Annotated in this window: 12 protein-coding genes; 5 read left to right on the plus strand and 7 right to left on the minus strand. The window is 42.6% G+C overall.

Features of this window, described 5'->3' with window-relative positions:
* Positions 1-210: 210 nt before the first annotated feature.
* The 3 genes from H0913_RS11190 to sbcB all read left to right on the plus strand — a co-directional run bounded on the left by H0913_RS11190 (position 211) and on the right by sbcB (position 2,364).
* Positions 211-525 carry a type II toxin-antitoxin system RelE/ParE family toxin gene (locus H0913_RS11190; protein ID WP_154603570.1) on the plus strand — a complete coding sequence of 105 codons (315 nt, stop codon included), beginning with the start codon at positions 211-213 and terminating at the stop codon, positions 523-525.
* Between the two features lie 8 nt (positions 526-533).
* Positions 534-851 (plus strand): addiction module antidote protein, encoded by a 318-nt coding sequence (locus H0913_RS11195; protein ID WP_154639312.1) that lies wholly within the window; start codon positions 534-536, stop codon positions 849-851.
* A gap of 73 nt (positions 852-924) precedes the next feature.
* Positions 925-2,364, plus strand: a complete 1,440-nt coding sequence (gene sbcB / locus H0913_RS11200) for an exodeoxyribonuclease I (RefSeq protein WP_181477257.1) — start codon at positions 925-927, stop codon at positions 2,362-2,364.
* 69 nt (positions 2,365-2,433) lie between these two features.
* Here the strand turns inward: sbcB and dld are convergent, their stop codons facing one another.
* The 5 genes from dld to H0913_RS11225 form a co-directional block, all read right to left on the minus strand.
* Positions 2,434-4,161 carry a D-lactate dehydrogenase gene (gene dld / locus H0913_RS11205; protein WP_181477258.1) on the minus strand — a complete coding sequence of 576 codons (1,728 nt, stop codon included), beginning with the start codon at positions 4,159-4,161 and terminating at the stop codon, positions 2,434-2,436.
* A gap of 397 nt (positions 4,162-4,558) precedes the next feature.
* Complete coding sequence (locus H0913_RS11210) at positions 4,559-5,941, minus strand: APC family permease (RefSeq protein WP_132495302.1); 1,383 nt, start codon at positions 5,939-5,941, stop codon at positions 4,559-4,561.
* Positions 5,942-6,465: 524 nt separating this feature from the next.
* Complete coding sequence (locus tag H0913_RS11215) at positions 6,466-7,023, minus strand: hypothetical protein (protein WP_181477259.1); 558 nt, start codon at positions 7,021-7,023, stop codon at positions 6,466-6,468.
* A 187-nt stretch (positions 7,024-7,210) separates the two neighbouring features.
* Entirely contained in the window at positions 7,211-9,190 is a 1,980-nt protein-coding gene (locus H0913_RS11220; RefSeq protein ID WP_181477260.1) for a ligand-gated channel protein, read from the minus strand.
* Positions 9,191-9,573: 383 nt separating this feature from the next.
* Positions 9,574-10,359, minus strand: a complete 786-nt coding sequence (locus H0913_RS11225) for a DJ-1/PfpI family protein (protein ID WP_181477261.1) — start codon at positions 10,357-10,359, stop codon at positions 9,574-9,576.
* A 101-nt stretch (positions 10,360-10,460) separates the two neighbouring features.
* Here H0913_RS11225 and H0913_RS11230 point away from each other — a divergent pair, with 101 nt between their 5' ends.
* Positions 10,461-11,096 (plus strand): TetR/AcrR family transcriptional regulator, encoded by a 636-nt coding sequence (locus tag H0913_RS11230; RefSeq protein ID WP_181477262.1) that lies wholly within the window; start codon positions 10,461-10,463, stop codon positions 11,094-11,096.
* 76 nt (positions 11,097-11,172) lie between these two features.
* Here the strand turns inward: H0913_RS11230 and H0913_RS11235 are convergent, their stop codons facing one another.
* Positions 11,173-12,660 (minus strand): amino acid permease, encoded by a 1,488-nt coding sequence (locus H0913_RS11235; RefSeq protein WP_154603563.1) that lies wholly within the window; start codon positions 12,658-12,660, stop codon positions 11,173-11,175.
* A 145-nt stretch (positions 12,661-12,805) separates the two neighbouring features.
* Positions 12,806-13,669 carry a DNA-binding transcriptional regulator YeiE gene (yieE, locus tag H0913_RS11240; protein WP_154603562.1) on the minus strand — a complete coding sequence of 288 codons (864 nt, stop codon included), beginning with the start codon at positions 13,667-13,669 and terminating at the stop codon, positions 12,806-12,808.
* A 190-nt stretch (positions 13,670-13,859) separates the two neighbouring features.
* Between yieE and H0913_RS11245 the strand changes: the two genes are divergently transcribed.
* Entirely contained in the window at positions 13,860-14,939 is a 1,080-nt protein-coding gene (locus H0913_RS11245; RefSeq protein ID WP_154639306.1) for a YeiH family protein, read from the plus strand.
* Positions 14,940-15,041 lie beyond the last annotated feature (102 nt).

Here is a 15,041-nt window from a genome sequence, read left to right on the forward strand (position 1 = left end):
CACATTCGCTATTTTATTGATTTGAATTTAATGATTTGCATTGCCAATGCATCTTTAGACTTCAATTGCGAGCGTGCTCGTAAGCCATTTACATACAGACAAACTTCCTCCATTAAATTCCGCCTGTTTTATTAATCAATGTTAGTAATAACGTTCTTCACTGAAACAAAACACTTGAACATTGTAGCCTATAAGATACCATGAGGACATATGCGTATAATTCGGCATTATTTAACCACGGATGGTAAAGATCCATGCTCAGATTTCATCGATAAAATCAAAGACCCAATTGCTAGAATTAAAGTGGTCATGCGTATTAACCAACTCGCTAAGGGAAATTTAGGGAAACACAAATACTGTCGAGATGGAGTATGGGAGTTAAAAATTGAGCAAGGACCTGGATATCGAGTCTATTACAGCTTAGTTAGAGACGAGATTATTTTACTGCTTTTAATGGGTACGAAAAAAACACAGCAAGCAGATATTGGTATCGCAATTCAGTATCTAACCGACTATTTAAGGTAGGAACTAATATGGCTAAATCCCGATTACATGACGATGCAGTGGTTGAAATGCTGCGCAAAGACCCAACTCTCATCCCAATTTACCTACAGCAAGCCTTTGTACAGATTGATGAAGATGGCGGGCAAGCCGCATTTTTATTAGCTTTACGCCATATTATTGAAGCTCGAGGAGGGATGGCAGATATAGCCGAACAGTCCGGCTTATCCCGAGAAACTCTCTATCGAACATTATCCCCGACAGGAAACCCCACATTAAAAACACTACGCAGCATCATTAATGCAACTGGCATACCATTTTCTTCACTAGCAACGCTATCCCCCACATAAGTTTAGATTTTCTGCCAGATGGTTTACCATAGCATCAAACTTTTATGCGTTTGCATTACTCACCTAATCGACGATGGACCTCATTTTGAAAAATAAGCATAATCAGCCGACCTTCTTTATCCATGACTATGAAACATTTGGTAAGCATCCGGCTCTGGATCGCCCTGCTCAGTTTGCGGGTGTGCGGACAGACTTAGATTTCAACATCATCGATGAACCTGAAGTATTTTACTGCAAACCTACGGATGATTATCTTCCTCAACCAGAAGCGGTAATGATAACTGGCATTACCCCGCAAATCGCGATGGCCAACGGCGTGAATGAAGCGGAATTTGCGAAGCGCATTCATAACGCATTCAGCGTACCTAACACCTGCATTATGGGTTACAACAACATTCGCTTTGATGATGAAGTGACGCGAAATATTTTCTATCGTAACTTTTACGACCCATATGCCTATAGCTGGCAGCAAGGTAATTCTCGCTGGGATTTACTGGATGCATTACGCGCTTGTTTTGCATTACGACCTGAAGGGATCAACTGGCCAGAAAATGATGACGGGCTACCTAGCTTGCGCCTTGAACATTTAACCAAAGCTAACGGCGTTGCCCATGAAAATGCCCATGATGCGATGTCTGACGTTTTAGCGACCATCAATATGGCTAAATTGCTAAAACAAGCTCAACCCCGCATGTTTGATTATTTCTATCAACTGCGAAATAAAAACAAAGTTAACCAGCTGATCGACATCGTGGATATGACCCCGTTAGTTCATGTATCAGGGATGTTTGGCGCGGTACGCTCTTATATTAGCTTAGTTGCCCCTCTTGCGTGGCACCCGGAGAATAAAAACGCGGTGATTATGTGTGACCTGTCTGCCGATATGTCGCCGCTTCTCACGTTAAATGCGGATGAACTTCGTGAGCGCTTATACACACCGAAAGCCGAATTAGGTGACGAGTTCCCCGTCCCAGTTAAATTGGTACATATTAACAAATGCCCAATCCTTGCCCCTGAAAAGACCTTGCGAACGGTGGATGCTGAACGTACAGGCATTGACCGTGACCTGTGTATGCGTAATTTAGAATTGTTGCGTAAGAACCCTGATGTGCGTAATAAACTGATTGAGTTGTTTAGCGTCGCCCAACAATTTGAAGAGTCAAATGACGTGGATAGCCAAATCTATAATGGTTTTTTCAGCCCGTCCGATCGCTCTACGATGGACATTATTCGCGAAACGCCACCCCAAAATTTACCCGCATTAGATCTTAGCTTTGAAGATAAGCGTATGAAGGAGCTATTTTTCCGTTATAAGGCACGTAATTTCCCTGCAACACTCTCTTATGAAGAGCAACAGCGTTGGTTACAGCATCGCCGCGATTATTTTACTGAAAGTCGTTTAACGGATTATCTACAGCAAATTCAATTGCTCATGGAAGTTCATCATGAAGATGAAAAACGCTGCCAACAATTAAAAGCCTTAGTGAACTATGCCGCCGAATTAGCAAGTTAATAGTTAGCGATAGAAATGCAAATGGGCAGAAAACCTGCCCATTTTTATTATTTTTTATCTTTTAGTCATCTAGTGGTCGCAACCACAATCCCCTTCCCAATGTTTCCGTTTGGTGGTTTTTCCGAGTCCTGGGTTCATAGTGTTTGTTGGGTCGGACTCTTTATAGAACGATTTCAATTGTTCCGGTGCTTTATACAAATGCCCAACATTGTGCTCTGCTGGGTACTGAGCGCCCCGCGCATCTAGCAACTCCAACATTTTCTGTTTTAACTCTTTCGGATCCACGCCTTTTTTCAGGACATAATCTTGATGCATAACGTGGCACATAAAATGTCCGCAATATAATTTATGCACAATCAGATTTTCAATTTCTGGTGGCAGTTTTTCAAACCAATCACGGTCATTGCGTCTTAATGCTATGTCTAGCGGCAGGACATCTTCCACATCATTATTATGGACGGCATGATAACGAACAGCAGATCCCGCAGCGGCAAAGCGATGTAAGAATGCTTTTGCACCTTCTTCCGGTGTACATTCAAAATAGCCACCATCGGCTGTGGCGAAGAAGGATTTCAACCAGACTTTGGCTTCATCAATACCGTCTCCCGCCATTTTGAGCATTAAATGATGCTCGTACTTGTCACGGAACTGTTTCATGCGTGGTGGTAAATGAGAAGGCCACAGCTTGCTTAGCAGCTGCATGGTACGGTCAATTAAGTTTGATGGCAGCAGTGGTACTTTATTCAATACCGCATCCATACGTCCTTTAATGGTAAAGAAGGTTGGCATTTTGTCGGTACCAAATTTATCGATCATTAAGAACGTATCTTTGCCATAAATTTCTGCAATATCAAAGCAGCCACGGTGCATATACTCACCCGCGACAGGTAAGTTTTCAAACTCACTCAAGATATGGCGACGAATGTCTTCAAGGACATCTGGATTGTTCGAACCAATATAGAAAACTTGGGTGGCTTTGTCCGCAGGGAAAGTGTCTAAACGAACAGCGAAAACAGCTAATTTACCCGCACAGCCAGAGGCCTCAAACAAACGACGCTCATCCGCATTAAAGCGCGATGGTGTGTCTGCGTCGACATCACGCACACGTTCTGCGTAATCATGGTCAGATGCCAACTTTTCGCTATTTTCAATATCTTCGCTGCTATAACGGCGGTTTTGTAGGTTAGTTAAGATCTCTTCTGGGGTTTTCCCCAATTCGATACCTAAATGGTTTACCAGCTCAACTTTGCCATCTTCATTGACGCGTCCATATAAAGCTAACTCAGTATAGGCAGGGCCACGACGGACAAGGGAGCCACCAGAGCTGTTACAGATCCCTCCCACAACGGAGGCACCAATACATGAAGAGCCAATTAAAGAGTGAGGTTCACGCCCCAGTGGCTTGAGGATTTTCTCGAGGTCATAGAGCGTACTACCCGGCATCGCGACCACTTGGTTAAATTCGGGTAGGACTTGAATTTGATTTAGGCGTAACGTGCTGATAATGACGATATCGCGATCATAATCATAACCGCTTGGGGTTGAGCCTTCGGTGAGCCCCGTGTTTGCCGCTTGCATGATCACAATTTTGTCAGCTTCGACACAGGCTTTAAATACATACCACTGTTCGAGTAACGTGGTTGGGAATACAACGGCAATGGCATCACCCACCCCGGAGCGGAAGCCTTTGCGATAACGTTCTGTTTTATGGGGTTCGGTAAGGATATTCTTTTTGCCAACAATGTTCCTGAGTGTGAGTAATAATCGTTGGTTCTCAGGATTTTTTACATCATTCATCTCATGCCTTCCTGTCAGGGTCTTGTCATTAAACCCATCCACAATATCACATAAGATTAATATGTTAAGAAATTATTAATACCCTTTAGAAACAAAAACAGCACCCAAAGGCGCTGTTTTTATTAGTCTTCAATTTTGATTAGCCGTTTGCCGTTTGCCGTTTGCCGTTTGCCGTTTGCCGTTTGCCGTTAAATTATTTTGTTGCTTGCATACATTCAAAATAATTCGTGTTGTAGCTAGGCGGCGAATAAAGTCATCCCGATGAGCATACATGAGTATGTGATTCGGGTGACTTTATGATGCCAACAACGCTACGGCGCGAAGTATGAAGAATTGATTTCTCTAACTATTTCATTGTTGTAGCCAAAACGCTACAACATGAAATACAACGAGAAAATCACACGTCGCTCATCTGCGGCATCGGCCTACGGAACATACGTGTCAGCACCGCCATATACACCAGACCAACCGCCGTCCAAATCAAACCATAAACCATTGAATCTTCTTCGATATTCAACCACAGCACACAGACTGTTAGCGTACCGATGATCGGTAATATCAAATAGTTCATGATGTTCTTGAAGCCTTTAATACGACGTTCACGGATAAAGAATTGGCTGATGACTGAAATATTGACGAATGTAAATGCAATCAGCGCACCAAAGTTAATTAATGCGGTTGCAAAATCCATCTCAAACCAGATAGCGCCGAGGGCTAAGAAGCCAACTAATAAGACGTTATAAGCTGGTGTACGCCATGTTGGGCTAACGTAGCCGAACACTTTTTCTGGGAATACGCCATCACGACCCATTACATACATTAAACGCGCACTACCCGCATGAGCCGCCATACCCGATGCTAATACCGTGACACAGGAGAACACAAGAATAATGGCTTGGAAGAATGACCCGGCCACAAATCGCATAATGTCAGGCTGTGTTTCGTTAATATTCGCAAAGCGTGAAACGTCTGGGAAAAATTGCTGTAAGAAGAACGAAACGGTAATAAAGATCACACCACCAATCAGTGCAGTTAAGAAAATTGCACGAGGAATGACTTTACCTGCGTTTGGTGTCTCTTCTGACAGTGAACTTAACCCATCAAAACCTAAGAATGAGAAACAGAGTATGGTTGCCCCAGCTATCAGCGGGATCATTTCCGTTTTTTCATTCGCAAATGGATTGAATGTCCAGATCTCCCCTGTCCCTTCACCATTTGAAACCCCGTGGATCACTAAACCTGTAAATACCGCCATTACCCCCATTTGGATAATCGCAATTACAGTACTTAAGTTTGCAATCACGTTGATGCCTCGTAAGTTAGCAGCCGTCATTAAAATGACCAAGCCAATAACAAAATACGCAGGTTCAACGTTCGGGAAAATATCTTGTAAATAAATTTTCGCCAATAAAATATTGATCATTGGCATAAAAATGTAGGACAGCAAAGATGTCCAACCCACAAGGAAACCAATATGTGGACTCATTGATTTCTGGGCATAAGTATAGGCTGAACCGGCTGATGGGAAGCGTTTAACCAGCTTACCGTAGCTCAGCGCAGTAAACAGTATCGCAGCAAGTGCAATAATGTATGAAGTCGGGACGTGACCACCCGTCTTATCTGATACCATTCCGAAAGTATCAAAGATAGTCATTGGCTGAATATACGCAATACCAATCATAACAACTTGTACAAGCGTTAATGTCTTCGCAAGTTGAACACGGTTATTGGCGCCAGTTTGGTTGTGGCCGATATCTAAAGGTACGGAATTATTTTGCATGATAAAGCCCTCCCATAACTTTCGATTGCGTACTTCGACTCAATCGACAGTTACTGGGAAGACTTTGCATCTGCCTATAAGCAGAGAAGAAAGAAGAGAAGTGGAAAAGCGTCTGTGCGAAGCCGGTGTTTGCTCCGTAGTCATCAATGCGGCAACGACGACCGCTTGGCCCTGCTGCCAGTGCGAAAAAGTAAGCCATAAAAGCATTCCTCAAAGCTGTAGCATGAAATATTAGCTACACGTAAATATTTATTTATCTATCCGGCCTGATATCCGGCCCCGTTAAAATGAAAGAACCCTAAAAAGCAAAAAAACCGATGCCGGTTTTTATCAGGCATCAGTCATTTTTTAGTCCGCGCATTTTGCACGTCATACCTGTAAATAGCAAGCCAATTTGTTAACAAAACGCCCCCTTTTCGATGAGAAATTCTGATAATTTTGGACTTTCCGTTCTGATAGCTAATATGACATGCTTTTAAGACGATAAATGACACTAAAGCCGATTGATTATCCTTAATAAAATGCTAAACCGGTCGGTCTAATTTCGCGGCACTTTTTTCCAATAACATATCTAAACTTGAGTGCAGTAATTTACTTTTTACGGCTTTGGTTTCTGACTGCAATGGACTACCGACTTTGTTATCCATCGTATAGACCGTCACTTTTCCCTCTTGATGGTTATAAATCAATAAACCATCCACGCCATAATCATATTGATCTTTAAAATTACCCAGTACCGATTGCATACTGTTTCTCGCTTCAACATCACCATTGACGGCTTTACGGAGTGTTTCGATGGATAACCCCACCGGAACTGAGTAGACATACAACACTTCCACATCAGAATCACCATCATCACTGCCATTACACATAAAGCAGGCATCCCTTTGAACTGAAGAAAGCCGTTCCATTTTGCGTAATTCGATTAATAATTTTTGACCATCTTGATACGGTGATTGCGAGATATCGAGAAAAACTAATCGGTAAGGTCCCGGGTCACCTGCAAGGGCATGGGAAAGACCGCCTATAAATAGTAAAAAACTCAGACAACTAGCTCTAAAATAACGGTTAAATTTGGGCATAGTCTATTCCTGCTCGGCTCCATATCGCGGTGAGGAAGATTGACGCAGTTAGCGGTAAATAACCATATCTTTATTTCCGAATTACTGATTTTCTTTTTGGATACCTATTTTCTTTTTAAATAATAGTACAAAAAAGCCCTTTGGCGATTAACCAAAGGGCTTAGATAAATAAAAATTAATAGTTTAATTAGAAGTTGTAGTTAATGCCGATATTATAACGACGACCTTCTAATTCAGCGCCATAGGTTCCTTGATCTACACGGCGGTCTAGCACGTTATAAACACCACCAACAATGTTGGCATTTTTACTGAGTTTATAGCTCGTACCCAGGTCAAACATTGCGTAGGATGGTGTCCCTTTACTCATTTGCTGACCACGACCTTGATAATCTGAAGTTTCACTACGGAAATTCATACGACCCCAAGTTTGTAAATCTTCTGTTGTATCCCAAGTCAAGGTGGTATTTACCATGTGCTTAGGCTGCTTACTCAACGGCTTACCTTTATTTACACCACTTTTTTGCTCTGTGTGCGTATAGGTATAGTTCGCTGCAAATTCGAGGTTATCAAGAATTCCCCAGTTGAAAGTCACTTCAACACCTTGCATTCTTGCTTTGTCAACGTTGGCTTTATCGCTAACAAAACGGTACGGTTTACCTGGGCTGTCACCTTCACCATCGGCTAACGTACAGTCTCTGATTGTGTCAATGCTATTGTCACAACGTCTGATTTCAGTGATTTTATCTTTGAAATCAGTATTATAAATAGTAACCCCAGCGGTTAGGTTATCTTGATTATTCCAAATAACACCAATCTCTTCAGTGATACTTTTTTCTGGTTTCAGATCTGGGTTACCGTAAATGACGGCATTTCCTTTACCACCGCCAGTTGCTTGTCCCCAGTTTGCCGACGATTCACGTAAACTTGGTGCTTTATAGCCTGTAGATACACCACCTTTAATCGTCCATTGCTCATCTGCATGCCAAACGCCGTATAAACGAGGAGTCCAATGAGCACCGTAGTTTTCATCATTATCCATTCGCAGACCACCTGTTAATGCAAAGTCATTTGTCATTAACCATTCATCTTCTGCAAATAATGCCCAGCTGTATCTGTCTAACTCGCTATTTCCTGGCAGTTTGTTACTTTGATCTTTTAGCTTTTCCTTACGGTACTGACCACCAATACTGACACTGTGATCACCCAGTAAGAAAACACTTTGGTTACGGACGACTAAATCTTCCACCGTCATTTTACGACCTGGGTTTTTCGCTTCATCGTACTGAACATAAGTGTCCGTCGATGCAAGATCATAAGTACCTGTATGCGTTAAAGCTACATGGGTCATATCATACTTACTAAATCCGCTACCATCACCATAAGCAGCGGTATAACCCTCACGATAGTCACGATGCTGGTTATCTTTTTTAAAGTCTAAATCAAAGGCGTTTTGCTCATTTGGTGTCAGTGATAATGTACCCCCACCACTGGTCATGATTTGGCGACCAAATCCATCGATAATTTTATCTTCACTTCGGTGTGAATATTGACCCTGTAACTTTATTCCTAATAAACCATCAACTAATGGCCCTGAGGTATAGAAGCTACCTTGCCCTGTATTACCTGAATTTTTGCGTTCTGTAATGGTAGTATCTGCACGTAAACTCGTTGTCCACTCTTGCTGAACACGACGAGTAATAATATTGATAACCCCGCCCATAGCATCAGAGCCGTAAAGAGAGGACATTGGACCGCGAACCACTTCGATACGCTCGATGGCAGGTAATGGTGGTAACCAGCCTTGTTCGATACCTGCCCCATCACTATTTGGTCGGATGCTACGTGTATCTACACGCTTCCCATCGATAAGGATCATGGTGTATTTTGCATCCATCCCTCGGATACTAATATCGGAGCTGCTACCACCACCGGTAACAAGAACACCTGGAACATCCTTCAGGGCATCCGTCACATCGCGATAAGCTTTAGTTTCTAGCTGTTCACGTGTCACAACGGAAATTGATGCTGGCGCATCTTCAATCTTTTGCTGATAGCCTGATGCAGTTGTTACAAAAATTTTATCGCTGCTGTCATCCGCAAAAGCAGGTACCGCAGTGATAGCCGCAATAATGCTAACTGCTATTTTTCTTTTAGTAAAAACAACCATTCCCAATTCTCCAAGAGATTTCTTTATCTTAACAATGAATTTTCTATGCTCAGCATGGGTCGTCTAACGCCCCAACGGTTTATTATTTTTTTGACATGATACTTTCTGAGGTTTACCACTTTTGAAGTTAAATCAATTAAGTAATTAACTCTCATTCGCAGGCGGTAACAATAATGTAAATGGTAATACTTATCAATACCATTATTGAATGATTCATGACTTTCCGTGATGAATTGTGTGACTTAAGTCAAAGGTTAAATCTTTTGAATCGAGATCTGCTGCGGATTACACATCCGCAGCAGATCAAATTAAAAACGAAGAAAGGTGAGCGCTTGCCAAAAAAAGACTAAATACAAGCGCGAAAAGACAGTAGAGACGGAAGGTTATTGATTAATATTCTGGTTAAACTGTGCGTAACCGCGTTTTGCCGCAGCGTGATACTCTTGGTTTAGTGGTGCTGTCATCTGCTGTGCTATTGCTGTCATTTCAGGGCCTGCGAGTTCAGGTGAACCGGTACGAAACGGTGGGCGCGGATCATACTCAATTGCCAATTCGACAAGGGAGGCAACCTCTTCTCCACGTAAGGCTTTGAGCACCAACAGTGAGGCATCAAATGAACCGGTTGCGGGTCCAGAGGTATAAATCGAACCATCGATGACAACATCACTGCCCCCTACGGCGATTGCCCCTACGTCTGGTAGCATCGGGACAACATTACTATTACTGGTTGCCCGCTTACCCCGCAATAACCCTGCCGTTCCTAGCATTAACGAACCATAGCAAGTACCAATCACCGTTTTTGCGGTATGCCCAACCTGAGCAAAAAACTGAATCACTTCAGGATCTTCAATAACCTCTGGAGGCACCATACCCGTGACTAAAACATCTAAATCATCAGGGCACTCATCGAATGTCATTGTTGGCATCGTTGGCCACCCTGTGTAGCCCTCAAGCAACTCTTTACGCTTCCAGATAAAATAAATTTCAGCGCCCACAATAGTAAAAACGGATTGTGCCCCATTAATGTCCATTGGCATAAATCCTGGGCAGACAAAAATACCCACTTTAAGTAAAGACGATTGTTGCGCCCTCCCCCCTGCAATCAGCGCCTGAATTGACGGTGTCGTCAACCCAGCGTCCGTGCTAATGACATAATCATATTTATTCATTCTATTACCTTTGGTTGTTTAATCATCATTATTATACTGATCGGTAAGATAATATATGATATACAATGAAGTAAACTATTTTTGTACTGAATGGTAATAAAATGGCACAAAAAGGTAGACCACGAAATTATGATAGCCATGAAGCGCTAAATAACATCATGGCGTTATTTTGGCGCAAGGGGTATTCCGCGACTTCACTTGAAGATTTGGTTGACGTCACGGCGATGAAAAAGCCGAGTCTCTACGCCGCTTTTGGAAACAAAGCGCGACTGTATGAATTAGCAATGGCACGGTTTGGTGAAATTGCGCAGGCACATTACGCAGCGGCACTTGCTGCTCAATCGCCAAATGAGCCGTTGTTTGCACGACTTAGTCGTTGGCTACGTGCCACCGTCTCCTTGTATAACGGAGTGGATGGTAAGACAGGCTGTATGGTGCTCTCCACTGCCGTAGCAGAAACCGATGACCCACAGGTACAAGCCTTCCTAAAAGACGTTATCCTTGCACAGGAGACGATGCTTATTACTTGTATCGAAAAGGAAAAATCGACCTTACGTGAACCTGAAAATGCGCGATTACTGGTAAAAATGCTTGTCGCATTGCTGCATTCAGTATCGCTACGAGCAAGAGCGGGTGAAACGGAAGAGGAATTGTCCACGCTAATTAATGCGGGAGAGATGGTGCTGCGTGCAATGCTAGTTATACCGGAAAACACCCAATCAACGTCATCCCCTTAGAAAACAAAAATGGGTAATGTCGTCAGCAAACTCACTGACTCACATTACCCATTAACATCTTAATTTTAAGAGAAAATTACTTCTCTAAATTCTCTTTATATGACGGGAAGCTCATCTCTTTATAACGGATAATCGAGGTTTTCTTCACGATTTTATATCCGAACCAGATAGCTAAGAATAAAGGAATACCGATATAGGTTGCAGTGACGCCCACCCAGTCAATTTTATCTTCTAAGAAAGCTTGGTAGTTTTGACCCAGTGTAATCACTAAGCACAAGATAAAGGCGAAAATTGGCCCGATTGGGAAGAATCCTGAGCGATATGGCAAGTCATTAAGATCTCTACCTTGCGCAATATAGCCTCTTCTGAAGCGATAATGGCTGATAGCAATCCCTAACCATGCGATAAATCCAGTCATACCCGATGTATTTAATAACCACAAATACACAGTTTGATTACCAAACATTGAGCTTAAAAAGCACAGACCCGCCACAACCGTAGTTGCCAGCAATGCATAACGTGGTACGCCACCTTTTGACAGGCGAGCAAAGATTTTCGGTGCTTTACCTTCACGAGCCAAGGTATACAGCATACGCGTTGAGGCATACATTCCTGAGTTACCCGCAGAGAGAACCGCAGTTAAGATAACGGCGTTCATCACCGCTGCTGCTGATAATAAACCTGCATTTTCAAATACTAGTGTAAATGGACTCACGCTAATATCTTTTACGTCATTACGCAGTAAACTTGGGTCAGTGTAAGGAATAATTAAGCTGATGATTAAAATCGCAAAGATATAGAACAGCAAAATACGCCAGAACACTTTACGCACTGCACGTGGGATATTTTTCGCTGGATCTTTTGACTCACCTGCCGCAATACCGATTAATTCAGTACCTTGGAATGAGAACCCTACGATCATCGCCACACCAATCATGGCAGAGAAACCACCTGCAAATGGTGCATCACCAATTTCCCAGTTATGCCAACCTGCGTTTTCTGCACCGTTCATAATACCGAAAATCATCAGCACACCGACGACGATAAAAATAATCACCGTGGTCACTTTGATTAGCGAGAACCAATATTCGGCTTCACCGAAGCCTTTAACGGAAATATAGTTCAGTAAGAAAATGATTGCTAAGAAGATAGCACTCCAGATCCAACCTGGGGTATCTGGGAACCAGTAGGTCATCACTAATTGTGCAGCGACAAGGTCAACTGCGATAGTGACAGCCCAGTTGTACCAGTAGTTCCAACCTAGTGCGAAACCAAAGCCTTCATCGACATATTTTGCGCCATAAGTCGCAAAGGAGCCGGAGACTGGCATGTATGCCGCTAATTCACCTAAGCTGGTCATTAAGAAATACACCATTAAACCAATAATGGCGTATGAGAGGAGCGCTCCACCCGGTCCAGCTTGTGCTACTGTGGCACCGGATGCCACAAATAAACCGGTTCCGATGGAGCCGCCAATTGCGATCATCGCGAGGTGGCGAGCTTTTAGTTCTCGACGTAATCTTGGTCCGCCGCTCATCGATGTCGTTGTATGTTGTTCTGCCATCTGTTCCCTGTATTTTATTTTCAGTCAATAACGCGGGGGATTCTAACAAACTCAAACGGCAGAACTAAGCAACTCTTTGCTGTTATAAGATACCTTCATAATCCAGCGATAATTATTAGCAAAACACGTTATGGTGAATAAAACGTCAATGACAATAATCCAGCAGATTCGTTATCGCGTTAGAAAGATGCTTCTGACGGTGATAAATCAGGTATAGCGTACGCTCAAGTTGTAACTCTTCCACTTCAAGCTCCACCAGCGTGCCATTCTCTAACTGCTCGGCAATCACGCGTCGAGATAAACAGCTGATACCCATCCCAAAACGTACCGCATGTTTAATCGCTTCGGAATTACCTAACTCCATCAAAATATGGAAGCCTGGAAGGTGTGCGAATAGCAGTTGGTCTAGTACATCGCGCGTACCAGACCCCCTTTCACGCAAGATCCATGGCGCATCTTTTAACTCTTTTAAAGTCACTTTTTTCTGCGCTAATGGGTTACTTGGTGCTGAAAACACCACTAACTCATCTTTTAACCACGGTTTTGAAATGAGTTCTGGACTATGACAGACCCCTTCAATCAGCCCCACATCCGCCCGAAACTCCATCACACCTTTAATGACTTCCTCAGTATTCCCAATGAATAACTCCAGTGGAATTTCAGGATTATCATGACGATACCCAGCTAAAATTTCAGGCAACATATAGTTACCGATTGTGGTACTTGCCGCCAAACGAACTGCGCCCATCTCTTTTTTGAACAGTTGCTCAACTTCAAATGCTTGTTCTAATAACGCTAATGCCTTTGGGTAAAGTAGGCGCCCATGTTCGTTAGTAACAAGTCGTTTACCTACACGGTCAAAAAGTTGCACGCCTAGCTGCCCTTCCAAGTCAGTCAGTGAAGCGCTCACTGCGGACTGCGATAATGCTAATAATTGCGATGCCTGCGTCGTGGAGCCACTTTTCAATACTTCCGTGAAAACTTCAAGCTGCCTCAGTGTAATACGCATACAGAAAGCTCCAAGATGATTATGTAGTTGTAATAATATTGTTAATATTAATCATTTATTAGCAATATACCAGAAGAAACTCTTAATCTGTTTTTTAGATAAATAATACAAAAACAATCAATTTAGATTATTGAATTTTTTGTTATATGCTTATTCCAACTTAATCTAAGTCGTCATAAAGAGTGTAGTCATGGATAAAACTGGAACCAAAGCAATCACACAAAATAATTCATTCCCTATTCTAAAACTTGTTCCGGGGATTATTTTAGCGGGAATTTTAACAGCCATTGCCATATACCTTGGGGAACAGTCATGGTTTATGGATATTGGGCTGGGCGCTCTCACTCTGGCTATTCTTCTTGGTATTTGTGTGGGAAATACCGTTTACCCTGCTATTAGTACAAGTAGCGATGCAGGGATCAAATTTGCTAAGCACTATTTTTTACGTGCCGGTATTATTCTGTATGGCTTTCGCCTTACTTTTCAGCAAATTACCGACGTGGGAGCTACAGGACTGATTATTGATGCCCTGACATTAACCTCCACTTTTTTCTTAGCTTACTGGCTTGGTAAAAAAGTATTCAAACTTGATGATGAAACCACCATGTTAATCGGTGCAGGTAGCAGTATTTGTGGTGCCGCCGCTGTAATGGCAACCGAGCCAGTGGTTAAAGCGTCTGCAAGTAAAGTCGCTGTTGCCGTTTCAACCGTGGTGATCTTCGGTACCATCGGTATTTTTGTCTACCCATGGTTATATCAGTTAAATGCACATTTCGGCTGGATCCCTGCAACTCAAGAAACGTTCGGGATTTATATCGGTTCAACTGTTCATGAAGTCGCCCAAGTGGTTGCCGCAGGTCATACTATTGGTCCAGATGCAGAAAATGCTTCTGTGATAGCAAAAATGTTGCGTGTCATGATGCTGGCACCGTTTTTAATTATCTTGTCTGCATTTATTAGTCGTAAAAATGCGGCCAACACACAAGAAGGCGCTCAGAAAAGTAAAATTACGATCCCTTGGTTTGCCGTGATTTTTATTTTGGTCGCCGCGTTTAACTCATTCAACTTATTACCTGAACAGCTGGTTAAACAAATTATTACGTTAGATACCATCTTATTAGCGATGGCGATGGTGGCATTAGGGTTGACAACGCATGTCAGTGCGATTCGACAAGCGGGGATCAAACCTTTACTGATGGCAGCTATCTTGTTCGCTTGGTTAATTTTTGGCGGTATTGTGATTAACGTTGTTATCCAGTCGGTGTTTTAACCCTCATTTTCTATTTGCTAAGTTTGTCTCCTTTTTTGAGCACCTCCGATTGCCGCTTTTCATAAGCGGCATTTTTTTATTGGTTTCATTTCTTTAATTATT

It is taken from the genome of Providencia rettgeri (assembly GCF_013702265.1).
Taxonomy (GTDB): domain Bacteria; phylum Pseudomonadota; class Gammaproteobacteria; order Enterobacterales; family Enterobacteriaceae; genus Providencia; species Providencia zhijiangensis.

Bases quoted from the DNA above. Each gene is read 5' to 3' on its own strand.
- H0913_RS11245 (WP_154639306.1), top strand. From the start codon at position 13,860: ATGGATAAAACTGGAACCAAAGCAATCACACAAAATAATTCATTCCCT.
- H0913_RS11190 (WP_154603570.1), top strand. From the start codon at position 211: ATGCGTATAATTCGGCATTATTTAACCACGGATGGTAAAGATCCATGC.
- sbcB (WP_181477257.1), top strand. From the start codon at position 925: ATGGACCTCATTTTGAAAAATAAGCATAATCAGCCGACCTTCTTTATC.
- H0913_RS11195 (WP_154639312.1), top strand. From the start codon at position 534: ATGGCTAAATCCCGATTACATGACGATGCAGTGGTTGAAATGCTGCGC.
- yieE (WP_154603562.1), bottom strand. From the start codon at position 13,669: ATGCGTATTACACTGAGGCAGCTTGAAGTTTTCACGGAAGTATTGAAA.
- H0913_RS11215 (WP_181477259.1), bottom strand. From the start codon at position 7,023: ATGCCCAAATTTAACCGTTATTTTAGAGCTAGTTGTCTGAGTTTTTTA.
- H0913_RS11220 (WP_181477260.1), bottom strand. From the start codon at position 9,190: ATGGTTGTTTTTACTAAAAGAAAAATAGCAGTTAGCATTATTGCGGCT.
- H0913_RS11225 (WP_181477261.1), bottom strand. From the start codon at position 10,359: ATGAATAAATATGATTATGTCATTAGCACGGACGCTGGGTTGACGACA.
- H0913_RS11210 (WP_132495302.1), bottom strand. From the start codon at position 5,941: ATGCAAAATAATTCCGTACCTTTAGATATCGGCCACAACCAAACTGGC.
- H0913_RS11235 (WP_154603563.1), bottom strand. From the start codon at position 12,660: ATGGCAGAACAACATACAACGACATCGATGAGCGGCGGACCAAGATTA.
- H0913_RS11230 (WP_181477262.1), top strand. From the start codon at position 10,461: ATGGCACAAAAAGGTAGACCACGAAATTATGATAGCCATGAAGCGCTA.
- dld (WP_181477258.1), bottom strand. From the start codon at position 4,161: ATGAATGATGTAAAAAATCCTGAGAACCAACGATTATTACTCACACTC.